At 57.9% G+C, this 13,724-nt stretch carries 10 protein-coding genes and 3 tRNA genes; 1 reads left to right on the top strand and 12 read right to left on the bottom strand.

Features of this window, described 5'->3' with window-relative positions:
* Window positions 1–34: 34 nt before the first annotated feature.
* Window positions 35–1,006: a bile acid:sodium symporter family protein gene (locus tag AARI_RS00380; RefSeq protein ID WP_013347412.1), complete on the bottom strand. Its 972-nt coding sequence runs from the start codon at window positions 1,004–1,006 to the stop codon at window positions 35–37.
* A 111-nt stretch (window positions 1,007–1,117) separates the two neighbouring features.
* On the opposite strand from AARI_RS00380, the gene AARI_RS00375 reads away from it, so the two are divergent.
* A complete protein-coding gene (locus tag AARI_RS00375) occupies window positions 1,118–2,260 on the top strand; it encodes a glycosyltransferase family 4 protein (RefSeq protein ID WP_041649179.1) in 1,143 nt (380 codons plus the stop codon).
* Between the two features lie 63 nt (window positions 2,261–2,323).
* Here AARI_RS00375 and AARI_RS00370 read toward each other — a convergent pair.
* The 11 genes from AARI_RS00370 to dnaA form a co-directional block, all read right to left on the bottom strand.
* Window positions 2,324–2,396 (bottom strand) — tRNA-Ala (locus tag AARI_RS00370).
* Between the two features lie 95 nt (window positions 2,397–2,491).
* Window positions 2,492–2,564 (bottom strand) — tRNA-Ala (locus AARI_RS00365).
* Between the two features lie 7 nt (window positions 2,565–2,571).
* Window positions 2,572–2,691 carry a DLW-39 family protein gene (locus AARI_RS19980; RefSeq protein WP_211286071.1) on the bottom strand — a complete coding sequence of 40 codons (120 nt, stop codon included), beginning with the start codon at window positions 2,689–2,691 and terminating at the stop codon, window positions 2,572–2,574.
* A 30-nt stretch (window positions 2,692–2,721) separates the two neighbouring features.
* Window positions 2,722–2,795: transfer RNA gene (locus AARI_RS00360), tRNA-Ile, on the bottom strand.
* A gap of 122 nt (window positions 2,796–2,917) precedes the next feature.
* Window positions 2,918–3,541, bottom strand: a complete 624-nt coding sequence (locus AARI_RS00355) for a DUF3566 domain-containing protein (protein ID WP_013347410.1) — start codon at window positions 3,539–3,541, stop codon at window positions 2,918–2,920.
* Window positions 3,538–6,165, bottom strand: a complete 2,628-nt coding sequence (gene gyrA, locus AARI_RS00350; protein ID WP_013347409.1) for a DNA gyrase subunit A — start codon at window positions 6,163–6,165, stop codon at window positions 3,538–3,540. Before gyrA ends, AARI_RS00355 begins: the two co-directional genes overlap by 4 nt.
* 58 nt (window positions 6,166–6,223) lie before the next feature.
* Complete coding sequence (gyrB, locus tag AARI_RS00345; RefSeq protein WP_081461199.1) at window positions 6,224–8,227, bottom strand: DNA topoisomerase (ATP-hydrolyzing) subunit B; 2,004 nt, start codon at window positions 8,225–8,227, stop codon at window positions 6,224–6,226.
* Window positions 8,228–8,569: 342 nt separating this feature from the next.
* Window positions 8,570–9,127 (bottom strand): DUF721 domain-containing protein, encoded by a 558-nt coding sequence (locus AARI_RS00340; protein ID WP_013347407.1) that lies wholly within the window; start codon window positions 9,125–9,127, stop codon window positions 8,570–8,572.
* Complete coding sequence (gene recF / locus AARI_RS00335) at window positions 9,120–10,283, bottom strand: DNA replication/repair protein RecF (protein ID WP_013347406.1); 1,164 nt, start codon at window positions 10,281–10,283, stop codon at window positions 9,120–9,122. The genes AARI_RS00340 and recF overlap by 8 nt, the downstream gene beginning before the upstream one ends.
* 58 nt (window positions 10,284–10,341) lie before the next feature.
* Window positions 10,342–11,469, bottom strand: coding sequence for a DNA polymerase III subunit beta (gene dnaN / locus AARI_RS00330; RefSeq protein WP_013347405.1), 1,128 nt, complete (start codon window positions 11,467–11,469; stop codon window positions 10,342–10,344).
* Between the two features lie 466 nt (window positions 11,470–11,935).
* Window positions 11,936–13,372 carry a chromosomal replication initiator protein DnaA gene (dnaA, locus tag AARI_RS00325; protein ID WP_013347404.1) on the bottom strand — a complete coding sequence of 479 codons (1,437 nt, stop codon included), beginning with the start codon at window positions 13,370–13,372 and terminating at the stop codon, window positions 11,936–11,938.
* Window positions 13,373–13,724 lie beyond the last annotated feature (352 nt).

The following is a 13,724-nucleotide window of genomic DNA, read 5'->3' as shown; positions in this document are numbered from 1 at the left end:
TGGAATATAGAAAGTGAATCCCAGTATTTCCGGGCTATTCAGCGTCTTTTCGTCGCCAGTATGCCGCAACTAATGCACCGGATAAGTTATGCCAAACAGAGAATACAGCACCGAGCAAAGCGGCTTCTGGTGAGAAATATTGCTTCGCCAATCCGCCGGCCAGGCCGGAATTTTGCATACCTACTTCAATGGCTATTGTTCGTCGGGAGGCTGTTGGGACACGCAGCAGTACACCAATGCCATATCCCAGTGCCAGGCCCAGCGAGTTGTGCAATACCACCGCCACCAGAACCAGCAGCCCCGCAGTCAAGATAGTCTGCGCACTGCCAGCAACGATGATTGTCACCACGAAGGTAATAGCCAGCACCGAGAGCCATGGAAGCACAGCATTGATCTTGGTGACGATGCGGTTGAACAGCATTCGCAGCACGATGCCCAGCACGACAGGGATTAAGACAATCTGAACAACACTGATGGCCATGGAACTGGCATCCACAGGCATGTACTGGCCGGCCAGCCACAGTGCCAGCACCGGGGTCAGCAATGGAGCGAGCAAAGTAGAAACCGAGGTCATCGCCACAGAGAGGGCAACATTGCCTCGAGCCAGATAGGAAACCACATTGGATGCTGTACCGCCCGGCGCGCAGCCAACCAAGATCAGTCCGGCGGCCAATGCCGGTTCAAGCTGCAGCAGCGCAGCCACCAGCCAGGCCACCAGTGGCATCACGATGAACTGTGCGGCTACGCCGCCGAGCACCGGCAAGGGATTCTTGAATACCAAGGCAAAGTCCGGCAGGGCCAACGTCAATCCCATGCAGAACATGATCACCATGAGCAGGGGATTGATCCACCCTGCGAGCCCCGCAAAAGCCTGGGGGAGAAGCATTCCGCACAAGCCGCCGAGCAAAATCAGCACGGGGAAAAGCAGCACGGCGATACGTGAGTCCTTGTCCAATTTTTTGGCTTTGCTCGCTACGGCATCCGGGCCGGGCTGTTCACTGTGCATTTACCGTATTTTGCCACTAAATAGTTGCGTCTCACAACGAGATAGCTGAAGTTAAGCCCGTTATCCTGCCATATTTACTTGCGCGTCATCCACGATGTGCATCCTGAAGATGTGAAGGTAGCAATCGTCGCTGAATCGTTCCTTCCCCATTTCAATGGGGTAACCAACTCAATCCTCAAGACTTTGGATCACCTGAGGCAGGCCGGCCACGAGGCCGTTGTCATCACCCCCAACAGCTCGCTAGCCGGCGAGCTGTCCGGACAAGGTGTCCCCAAGGTGTACCAAGGCTTCAAGATCATCACGGTGCCCTCCGTTCCATTGGCGAGCTATCCCGAAGTCCGGGTAGCTACCGCCAGCGTCTGGCGTCTGCGCAAGCTGCTGGCTCGGGAACAAGTCGACGTGGTTCATCTGGCCAGTCCGTTCATCCTCGGATGGCAGGCACTTCGTGCTGCGCAGGAGCTGGATCTGCCCACGGTGGCGCTGTATCAGACAGAAGTTCCCAGCTACGCCGCACGCTATAAGATGCCATGGCTTACGCAAAGGCTCTGGGAGCACGTCAGAGCGATTCACACGGCCGCAGACCGGACCTTGGTACCGAGCACGTTTTCCTGCCGGCAGCTTCAATCTCTGGGCGTTCAGCGGCTTGCCATCTGCGGTAGGGGAGTAGACACCGCTCAGTTCACCCCTAGGCTGCGCAGTGAGCAATTCAGGCGGGCTGTCGCGCCGAATGACGAAGTGGTCATTGGCTATGTGGGCCGGCTAGCGGCAGAGAAGCAGGTCGCTGACCTGAAGGCCCTGGCTGATCTGGGGAATACACGCTTGGTGATCGTGGGTTCCGGACCGCTCGAGGACGAATTACGCGAAATCTTGCCCAACGCCCACTTCACTGGATTCCTTTCCGGTGAGCGGCTGGCCGAGGTGATGGCATCGATGGATATTTTCGTTCACCCCGGGTCTTCGGAGACCTTCTGCCAGACCATTCAGGAGGCCATGGCCTGTGGCGTGCCGGTAGTAGCCGTTGGCCGGGGTGGGCCGCTGGATCTTGTGGACTCTTCCCGCACGGGCTGGCTTTATCAGCCGGGAAACCTCGAGGAGCTGCGCAGTCGGGTGAGCGACTTGGCCTATGACGATGCGAAGCGCTTGGCCTTTGCCAGTGCTGCGTTGAGCAGTGTCCAGGACCGTTCTTGGCACAGTATTGGCGAGCAGTTGCTCGGCCACTATGAGCAGGTGCGAACCGCCAAGATCCGGAACTAGGCAAATTCCGTTCCGGGTAGCGCAAAAGGCGGAAAGTTTTCACTTTCCGCCTTTTGGCAAATGTGGAGCCTAGGAGAATCGAACTCCTGACATTCTGCTTGCAAAGCAGACGCTCTACCAACTGAGCTAAGGCCCCGTATTTAGTTTTGAAGCTTCCGCTCCGCGATCAGTTCTTTCGAACCAATCAAAAAGAATTAGCGGAAAGTTCTCACTTTCCGCCGATTTCTTTTGTGGAGCCTAGGAGAATCGAACTCCTGACATTCTGCTTGCAAAGCAGACGCTCTACCAACTGAGCTAAGGCCCCAAAAGCTTTAGGAAACTTTATCGGCTACCTGATGCCAGGTTTCCTTTGTTTCCGACGAAGCCTTCGCCTTCTTGACCAAGACTACTGCAGCAGTCGCGATCGATGCGAGAACTAGGAACTTTTTCATTTCTCCTCCTTCTCTCCAGCAAGGATTCTGTGGGCGTACCAAGACTTGAACTTGGGACCTCTTCGTTATCAGCGAAGCGCTCTAACCGCCTGAGCTATACGCCCTTGCTTTTGTTTTTATTCCCTTCGGAACGAAATAAAACTTTACCGGTGTTTTTCTAAAGATACAAATCGAGCCCGGGTGTCATGCATCACAGCATGAATCCCGGGCTCGACATGGGGTGTTTTTAGTCGTCGGTGAGGGTCACACCGGCGCCGCCAACCAGCGAAGCTGCGATGTTGTACAGCACCGCGCCAAGCATGGAAACCACGGAAATCACCACGACGTTCACTACGGCGATGATCGTTGCGTAGGAAGCTACCTGGCCAAGCGACATGGAGTCGCGCAGGTCGAAGTTGCCGTCCGCGCCGATAGCATCACGCATCAGCTGGTTGAACGAGTCGAAAGTTCCGGTCAGGTCCAGAACTGCCCAGATGCCGACGGCGGCGACCACGGTGATCACACCGAAGGCTACCGAGAGCAGGAAGGCGAGCTTGAGTACCGAGAACGGCTCGACCTTGGAGACCAGCAGGCGGGCCTTGCGGACCTTTGCCTTGGGCGCCGGACGAACCAGGCGGTCCTGGCCGTTAGCCGGACGCTGCTGGCTGGTTGGACGCTGCGGCGCTCCAGTTGGGCGCTGTCCGGCTGGACGAGCACCGGCTGGGCGCTGCTGGCCTGCAGCTGGTCGTGCTCCGGCGTTAGCCGGACGGGCACCGGTGCCGGTTGGAGCCGGACGCTTTACCTGGGTAGGTCGCGGCGCGGCGCTCTTCGGGGCACTGCCGCTGGGGCGTGGCGTCGAGGGCGTGCTCATGCGTTACCTCCGTTAGTGTCGTCATCGTTTTCCGCGCCGGATTCGGTTTCTGGCGCAGCCGATGACTCATCGATCGTGTTTTCTGCGTCCAACGTTACGGCATCTTCCTCCAAGTTCTCTTCGAGCTCAGTCTCGGAGTTCTTGGCAACCGCAATGATGTGGTCCTTCTTATCGGGCTTGGCGAAGATGACGCCCATGGTGTCTCGTCCCTTGGATGGAACCTGCGATACGGCCGAGCGGACTACCTTGCCCGAGCCCATCACAACCAGGACTTCGTCGGTCTCGTCCACGATGAGCGCACCGACCAGCTCGCCGCGTTCCTCGTTGAGCTTTGCCACCTTAATGCCCAAACCACCGCGGGATTGCACACGGTATTCGGCAACCGTGGTGCGCTTGGCGTAGCCCTCGTTGGTCACGGTGAACACGTAAGAGTCATCGCGGACCACGTCGGCTGCCAGCAGCTCATCGCCCTCGCGGAACTTCATGCCGGTAACACCGGAGGTCGCGCGGCCCATTGGGCGCAGCGCGGTATCGGTGGCGGTGAAGCGGACCGACTGGCCCTTGCGTGAGACCAGCATCACGTCATCTGATTCGCTGACCAGCTGCGCGGAGACCAGTTCATCGTCCTCGCGCAGGTTGATTGCAATCACGCCGGCGGTGCGGTTGGTGTCGTAATCTTCCAGGCGGGTCTTCTTCACCAGGCCGTTGCGGGTAGCGAGCATCAGGTATGCCGCATCCTGGTAGGTGCGCAGATCCAGCACCTGGGCGATGTGCTCATCAGGCTGGAAAGCCATCACGTTCGCCACGTGCTGGCCCTTGGCGTCACGACCGGCCTCAGCCAATTCGTAGCACTTGGTGCGGTACACGCGTCCGTGGTTGGTGAAGAACAGCAGCCAGTTGTGGGTCGAGGTGACGAAGAAGTGCTCGACCACGTCGTCCCCGCGCAGGTTTGCACCCTTGATGCCCTTGCCGCCGCGGGCCTGCGAACGGTAGTTGTCGATGCGGGTGCGCTTGACGTAGCCGCCGCGCGTGATGGTGACGACCATTTCCTCTTCAGGAATCAAGTCTTCGACGCTCATGTCGCCGTCGTAGCCCATCAAGACCTTGGTGCGGCGGTCATCGCCGTGCTTGGCGACGATTTCCTGCAGTTCCTCGGAAACGATCTGGCGCTGGCGGGCTGGATCAGCAATGATGGCCTTGAATTCGGCGATCATGCGATCGAGCTCCGCATGGCGATCCTGGATCTTCTGTCGTTCCAGTGCGGCCAGGCGGCGCAGCTGCATATCCAGGATGGCGCGTGCCTGGTCCTCGTCGATATCCAGCAGCTCCATCAGCCCGTCGCGCGCTGCTTCGGTGGTGGCCGAACGGCGAATCAGGGCGATGACCTCGTCCAAAGCGTCCAGGGCCTTGAGCAGGCCACGCAGGATATGGGCTTCTTCTTCGGCCTTCTTCAGGCGGTATTCAGTGCGTCGGACGATCACTTCGATCTGGTGGGTGACCCAGTGGCGGATGAAGCCGTCCAGCGGCAGCGTGCGTGGCACGCCATCGACGATCGCGAGCATGTTGGCCGAGAAGTTGGACTGCAGCTCGGTGTGCTTGTACAGGTTGTTCAGCACTACCTTGGCCACGGCGTCGCGCTTGAGCACGATCACCAGGCGCTGGCCGGTACGGCCCGAGGTCTCATCGCGCATATCGGCGATGCCCGAGATCTTGCCATCGCGCACCAGTTCGGCGATCTTCACCGCGAGGTTATCCGGGTTGGCCATGTATGGCAGCTCGGTGACCACCAGGCAGGTGCGTCCTTGGATTTCCTCCACGTTGACCACTGCACGCATGGTGATCGAGCCGCGGCCGGTGCGGTAGGCATCGGAGATGCCCTTGGTGCCCAGGATCATGGCGCCCGATGGGAAGTCCGGGCCCTTGACGCGCAGCATCAGCTCGGCGAGCAGTTCCTCGCGGGAAGCTTCCGGGTTCTGCAGGTACCACTGCACGCCTTCGGCGACTTCGCGCAGGTTGTGCGGTGGAATGTTGGTGGCCATGCCCACGGCGATGCCGGAGGAGCCGTTGACCAAGAGGTTCGGGAAACGGGCCGGAAGAACGGTTGGTTCCTGGTTCTTGCCGTCGTAGTTGTCCTGGAAATCAACGGTGTTCTCGTTGATGTCGCGGACCATTTCCATGGCCAGCGGGGCCATCTTGGTTTCGGTGTAACGCTGGGCGGCGGCGCCATCGTTGCCTGGGGAACCGAAGTTGCCCTGGCCCAGGGCCAGCGGGTAGCGCATGACCCAGTCCTGGATCAGGCGCACCAGCGCATCGTAGATCGCGGTGTCGCCGTGCGGGTGGTACTGGCCCATGACTTCGCCGACCACGCGGGCGCACTTGTTGTACGAACGCTCCGGGCGGTAGCCGCCGTCGTACATCGCGTACAGCACGCGGCGGTGCACTGGCTTCAGGCCATCGCGCACGTCCGGCAGCGCACGGCCGACGATCACGGCCATGGCGTAGTCAAGGTACGAACGCTGCATTTCGGTCTGCAGGTCGATCTGGTCAACGCGACCACCTTCATGGATCGGCTCGATGATCTCGCCGTCCATTGGTGCGTTTTCCGGGGTTTGCTCGTCGCTCAATTTCTTCCCTTACAAGTCAAAAAAGTCTTCGGTGGATATCTGTGGTGGCTGGGACCGGTTAGATATCCAGGAAGCGCACGTCCTTGGCGTTCTGCTGGATGAAGTTACGTCGGGACTCGACGTCCTCGCCCATCAGCACGGAGAAAACCTCATCCGCAGCTGCGGCGTCATCCATGGTGACCTGGCGCAGGGTGCGGCGCTCGGGATCCATGGTGGTGTCCCACAGTTCCGAGTAGTCCATCTCGCCCAGACCCTTGTAGCGCTGGATGCCGTTGTCCTTGGGCAGGCGCTTGTTCGATGCCTGGCCGGCGAGCAGCGCATCATCGCGTTCCTTATCGGAGAACACGTAGTCATGCGCTGCGTTGGACCACTTGATGCGGTACAGCGGAGGGGCTGCCAGGTAGACGTAGCCGTGCTCGATCAGTGGACGCATGAAGCGGAAGATCAAGGTCAGCAGCAGCGTGGTGATGTGCTGGCCGTCAACGTCAGCATCGGCCATCAGCACGATCTTGTGGTAGCGCAGCTTGGCCATGTCGAATTCTTCGCCGATGCCGGTGCCGAAGGCAGTGATCATCGCCTGTACTTCGGCATTGCCCAGCGCACGGTCCAGGCGGGCACGCTCCACGTTCAGGATCTTGCCGCGCAGCGGCAAGATGGCCTGGGTGTGCGGGTCGCGTCCGCGCTTGGCCGAGCCGCCTGCGGAGTCGCCCTCCACAATGAATACTTCGCACTCGGCCGGGTTCTTCGAAGAGCAGTCCGAGAGCTTGCCCGGCATGCCGAAGGATTCCATCGGCGACTTGCGGCGGGCGTTGTCGCGGGCCTTGCGGGCAGCCATGCGGGCCTGGGAGGCCAGCTGTGCCTTGCGGATGATGTCGCGGGCGACATTCGGGTTGCGTTCGAACCAGTCGCCCAGCTCCTCGTTGACCACGCCCTGCACGAAGCCGCGGGCCATCGAGTTGCCCAGCTTGGTCTTGGTCTGGCCTTCGAACTGCGGCTCGGAGAGCTTGACCGAGATGACCGCGGTCAAGCCTTCACGGGCGTCTTCACCGGTGAGGTTGTCATCCTTTTCGCGCAGGATCTTGTTATCGCGTGCATAGCGGTTGAGCAGGCCGGTCAGTGCCGCGCGGAAGCCCTCTTCGTGGGTACCGCCCTCATGGGTGTTGATGGTGTTCGCGTAGGTGTGCACGGACTCGGCGTACGCGTTGGTCCACTGCATTGCGATTTCCAGGCTGATGCCGCGCTTCGAATCTTCGGATTCAAAGGCGATGACCTCATCGTGGACCAGTTCGATTTTCTTGGCGGCGTTCAGGTGCTTGACGTAGTCCAGCAGGCCGTCCTTGTACAGGTAGTCCACGGTGCGTGGCTTGACTACCTGGTTCTCAATTTCCTCTTCGACCTCGGCCTCAGGCTCTGCATTGTCCTGGGGACGCTCATCGGTGAGGGTGATGCGCAGGCCCTTGTTCAGGAAGGCCATCTGCTGGAAGCGGGCGCGCAGTGTCTCGAAGTCGAACTCGACGGTCTCGAAGATCTCCGGATCCGGGTAGAACGTCTGGCTGGTGCCGGTGCGATCGGTTTCTTCGCCCTTGGTCAGCTGCTGGGTCGTGTGCCCACCGTTGCCGAAGCCAATGCGCCAAGCGTGGCCCTGGCGGCGCACGATGGTGTTGACCTTCTCGGACAGTGCGTTCACTACGGAGATGCCCACGCCGTGCAGGCCGCCGGAGACCGCGTAGCCGCCTCCGCCGAACTTGCCGCCGGCGTGCAGGATGGTCATGACAACCTCTACGGTTGGCTTGCCCTCGGTTGGGTGGACATCCACTGGGATGCCGCGGCCATTGTCCTCGCAACGCACGCCGCCGTCGGCCTGCAGGGTGACATTGATGGTGTCGCAGTACCCAGCCAGCGCCTCATCGACGGAGTTGTCGACAACTTCGTAGACCAAGTGGTGCAGGCCGCGGGGGCCGGTGGAACCGATGTACATGCCCGGACGCTTGCGTACCGCTTCAAGCCCTTCGAGGACGGTAATATCCTGGGCGCCGTAAGTGTGTTCGACTTTAGAAGTCATCGATTCCGCTGCGGCTTGGCTTTCAGCCGGTTCCTGCGGTGAAGCATTTTCGGTAGACACGGGTGCTACGAACTCCTCGAATTTGGCGCGCGATTGCCCTCTGCGTCGGATTCAGCGCGTCAAGCAATCATGGTCTGGAGGGACGATGCAGCGGGTTTGCCCGCGACAAAGTCATTTCACTACCTCTAATTCTACCGCGTAGAGCAAAATAAACGATGACTTTGAGGCCTAAATCGCCCACCAATAGCAAGCAATTGATGTTCTGAGGCGGCTGTGGCGTTCAAGTGTGGGGGGATCCACCCTCCGGGTCCGTGAGTGCGCCATATGCCGTGCCAGCAATTTTTACCCGTAGGTGTCGCGCGGCCCTCTTCCGGCAACCGAGCGCATGCCATGTCGCCAAGAGGGAGCATTTGGTCCCAGAACCTTGAGCACGGTGACGATTCCGGGGCCCAATTCGGCATCGAACTTCTTGAGAATATCGTGGCTCATTAGGCGCATCTGCGCAGCTCGAGCAGTTGTATCGCAGCGCATCACCACAACCGTATCCTCAAAGGATTCCGGTTGGCAGTGCTTTGCATTGTCGGCCCCAATGATCTCCGCCCAGCGTCCAAGCACGGAACCGACGGCAACTTGGGTGTTCCAGCCACGGGCCTTGGACAGGCGGGAGACCACGTCACCGATGGCACGCGGATCGCGAATAGCGCCTTCGGCCGATTCTGGCTTTTCAGCCGCGAATCCACGGCGGGAGGCCTTTCGCTTGCGCACTTTTTCCATGCGGGCAGCGTCTACCCGTGTCTCGCCGCGTTCTTCAGCCAGCTTTCGCATGCGGTTGAGCAGCGCTTTTGCCGCATCGATCTCCGGATCGAAGCGGTGTTCATCGCGTTCTGATGGCTCATGCATCGACAACCTGGCCAGGGGAGACCTGGAAGAAATGTCCCTTCAGCGCTTCGGGAACATCTTCAACAACAGCGGCAGTGACCAGAACCTGTTCGGCACCGGCAACGATATGGGCCAACCGATCGCGACGTGTGGTATCCAATTCAGCAAACACATCATCCAGGATCAGGATCGGACCTGAACCTGGGCGCGGATCATCATCACCGAAAACACGGTAGGCAGCCAGACGTAGGGCCAGTGCGAAGGACCAGGTTTCGCCATGCGAAGCATAGCCCTTGGCTGGAGCGGGGCCCAGGATCAGGGTCAGATCATCGCGGTGCGGACCAAAAAGGGAAATCCCTCGATCAACTTCGCGGCTGCGATTAGCTTCAATGGCTGTGAGCAGGAGTTCTTGGATTTCTTCTTGTTCCAAGGATTCCAGGTCTTCGGCCGGCAGGCTGTTTTCATCTAGTTCGCCCTCGAGCGATGAACGGTACACGGCGCGTGCGTCCTTGGCGCCATCAGCTAAATCAGCGTAGGCGGCCTGCATATACGGCCGGATCAATGCCAAAACATCAAGTCGCCCGCGAATCAGCCGGGCACCGGTCATTGTCAGCTGCAGATCCCAAGCCTTGAGGGTGTTCTCCTGCGAAGTGCTCAGCTTGGATTTGCCGCGAATGGACTTGAGCAGGGCATTGCGCTGCTTGACGATGCGGTCGTAGTCATTTTTTGTGCCGGATTCAATCGGGCGCAAAGCAACCAGTAATTCATCCAAGAACTTTCGCCGGTTGGATGGATCGCCCTTGATCAGAGCCAAGTCTTCGGGGGCGAAAAGCACGGTGCGAACCATTCCCAGAATTTCGCGAGCGCGTACCGGGTTGGCCCTGTTGATGCGGGCCCGGTTGATCTTGCCGCTGGTGATTTCGACCTCGAGCGTCGTAGTCTGCGGACCACGATGGACAGTGCCGCGGATCAGTGCGCGATCCGATTCGAAATTCAGCAGTGGAGCGTCATTGCTTACGCGATGCGATGACAGATTGGCCAGATAACCAATGGATTCAACAATATTTGTCTTGCCGACGCCGTTAGGGCCGATTAAGACGTTAATTCCAGGGGCTAGGTGCACGTCGGCCTGCGCATACGAGCGGAAGCCCGTGAGTGAAAGCTGCGAGATATACACCGGAATCCTGACGGAAACGAGGTGGTGGATGGCTCACGCCATCCACCACGAAATTTGATTAGTTCGAGTTTGGCAATCGAACCGGCATCACCAGGTAGCGATACTGGTCCTGATCGTCTTCATCCAATTTCTTCTGGCCGGTCAGCATGGCTGGCTTTGGCGCGCTGGTGAAGGAGAAGCGAACGAAATCAGTGTTGAAGGAGTTCAGGCCTTCGGACAAGAACGTTGGGTTGAAGGCAACCACGATGTCTTCGCCGCGAAGGGCAGCAACAATGGCTTCTTCTGCCTGTGCGTCTTCGCCGGTGCCAGCGTCCAAGGTCAGCTGGCCATCGGTGAAGGCCATGCGGACAGGCGTATTGCGCTCGGCAACAACCGATACACGGCGCACAGCTTCCATCAGCTCGCTGGTGCGAACGGTGGCATGGATTGGAGTGTCGCTTGGGAATAGCGAACGGATCTTTGGGTATTCGCCATTGATCAGCAAGGAGGTGGTGCGGCGGTTGGAGCTTTCGAAGCCCACCATTTCGCCGTTTTCGCCCAAGGCGAGCTTCAGTTCACCGGAGTTTGAGAGAGTCTTGGCAACTTCGCTCAGGGTCTTTGCCTTGATCAGGAATGAAGTCGAGATCTCTGACTTGTTTGGCGACCAGTTCAATTCACGCAGTGCCAGACGGTAGCGGTCCGTGGCAAGGAAGGTGATCAGATCATTTTCGATTTCAACCTTGATGCCAGTGAGCACTGGCAAGGTGTCGTCCTTCGAAGCGGCGACAATAACCTGGGAAACAGCTTCGGAGAATGCCTGGCCATCGATGGTGCCGGCGATAGCTGGAAGTTCAGGCAGGGTTGGATATTCATCTACTGGCATGGTGGCCAAGTGGAAACGTGAACGACCGCAGTTCAGCGAGATCTTCGTACCGTCAGTTTCGATGGTGACTGTCGAGTTAGGCAGTGACCGGGTAATTTCAGCCAAGAGCTTGCCAGAAACCAAGATTGAGCCCTGCTCTGAAATATCTGCAGGGATCTCGATATGCGAGGAAATCTCATAGTCAAAGCCCTCGAGGCGAACTAGGCCTTCGTGGGAGGTGATGAGAATGCCAGCCAAAACAGGTGATGGTGGGCGCTGCGCCAGGGACCGAGCAGTCCAGGATACGGCGTCTGCCAATACATCCTTTTCAACGCTGAACTTCACGAAAAATCCGCCTTTCGGAACCCATAAGTCTTAAGTCAGGCCAAGAAGGTTTTTCCCTCGCCAAGTTCTTAAGCATAGAGCAGGTAGTTGCACGTTTTATCCATCTAATCTTGCCACGCCCTGATAGCGCAACGTCAGCTCAGCGAATGAAGTGTGGACGAAGCAACATAAATTTTGTTCTGCACAGGTTTTTGGCTTGGGGAGGGAGTGGACTCGTTATTTGGATGAATAAGTGTTTAAAGGAGAAGTGTTAATAACCCTTGTGGATACTGTGGATAAGCCTCATATCCCCTGACCCGACCACGATTGTGCATGTGAACAATCTGTGGTTGAACATGACACTCAGTTCCATCAACCTGTTGACACTGAGTTTCATGGTTTTTAACGTCCACATGGGACCCCATACTTATCCGCAGGTCGTCACCAGATCATCCACAGCCTTATCCACACCTGTGATTTCTTGGCTTTAATGCTCTCGCTGGCTCTGCTTAATCCGGTTGGTTAGCTCTGTGACCTGATTAAAGATCGCGCGACGCTCAGCCATGAGCTCACGGATCTTACGATCTGCGTGAATTACGGTGGTGTGGTCGCGGCCGCCGAGTTCGGCACCAATTTTTGGCAACGACATGTCGGTAAGCTCACGTAGCAAGTACATGGCGATCTGTCGCGCCGTGACCAAAGTACGAGTACGAGATTTGCTGTTCAGCTCATCGATAGACAGCCCGAAGTACTCTGCAGTCTGCTTGATGATGGTCGACGGCGTGATTTCCTGGGCGCCATCTTCACTGATCAAGTCCTTGAGCACAGTTTCAGCCAAGGCAAGGTCCACCGGCTGGTTGTTCAACGAGGCGAAAGCGGTGACGCGGATGAGCGCACCTTCGAGTTCACGGATATTCGTTGAAATGCGTGAAGCGATGTATTCCATGACATCGCCTGGAGCCGAAAGATTTTCAGCATCGGCCTTTTTACGCAGAATTGCGATACGGGTCTCGAGCTCAGGCGGCTGAATATCAGTTAGCAGACCCCATTCGAACCGTGAACGCATGCGGTCTTCAAAGCCCTGCAACTGCTTTGGCGGCAGATCCGAGGTGATGACAACCTGCTTGTTGTGGTTGTGCAACGCATTGAAAGTATGGAAGAACTCTTCCTGCGTAGCGTCCTTATTAGCCAAGAACTGAATATCGTCAATCAGCAGGATGTCGACATTGCGGTAGGTCTGCTTGAAGCTTGCACCCTCATCGTCACGGATTGAGTTGATGAAGTCGTTGGTGAATTCTTCGGAGTTTACGTAGCGAACACGGATGCCCTTGTAGAGGTGGCGTGCGTAGTGGCCGATGGCATGCAGCAAGTGAGTCTTGCCGAGGCCCGAGTCACCGTAGATGAACAACGGGTTGTAAGCCTTGGCTGGAGCTTCGGCGACAGCAACTGCTGCGGCATGGGCAAAGCGGTTAGATGAGCCGATCACGAAAGTATCGAAAATGTACTTCGGGTTCAGCCGGCCGAATTCCTGGGAGTTCGACGGCGGTGTTGGCTGTGGTGCAGGCTGCGGGCGCGGGCCCGGAGCTTCAACGACGGCAGGCGCAGCTGGTGGTGCCGGCTTGGTTTCCTGCTCATCTTCTTCGAGCTCGTCCGACAACGAGAGGTCGACACTGACCGCGCAGCGGATATCGTCCTGGAAGACTTCGCGCAATGCTTCATCCAGCGGCTCGCGCAGCTGGGTCTGCAAAATATCGCGCGTGAGATCATTGGGAACAGCAACCAGAAGCGTCGTACCAATCAGACCCTGCGGCTTGGCGAGCGATACGAAGGCACGGTAACGCGCCTTGACCCGATCATCATCCTCGATCTTTCGGATGACCTGGCGCCAAGAGCTACCAATGCTATTGGTTTCGTCGCTGCTCACTAAGGGCGCCCCACTTCCGTTTAAATGCAATCTTGGTCACAAGAAACCCGTTTCCAGGCTCTCGAAACGTTGTTTTTTGGACAACGTCTGCGCCAATTCTATCCATCATCCACACAGTTATGCACAGTCCGGTGGAAAAACAGGGTGTTAATACTGTGGAAAACGGGTTTTCCCTTGATATCAAGCCTTTTTCACGGTGAGATGACCTGCACTTTCCCTCCGTCATGTGAAATTTCTTTCGTTATGCACAGCCGTAATCCACAACTTTGGGGTAGATTATTCACAGGCAGGCTCTCGAAGCGAGGGTTAGGCCAGTACTCGTGCGCCAATTTGACCTTGCGCTCATATTTTT

The sequence above is a fragment of the Glutamicibacter arilaitensis Re117 genome (assembly GCF_000197735.1).
Classification (GTDB): Bacteria; Actinomycetota; Actinomycetes; order Actinomycetales; family Micrococcaceae; genus Glutamicibacter; species Glutamicibacter arilaitensis.
Note: the sequence above shows the minus strand (reverse complement) of the source record. Positions and strands in the feature narration are given on the sequence as shown.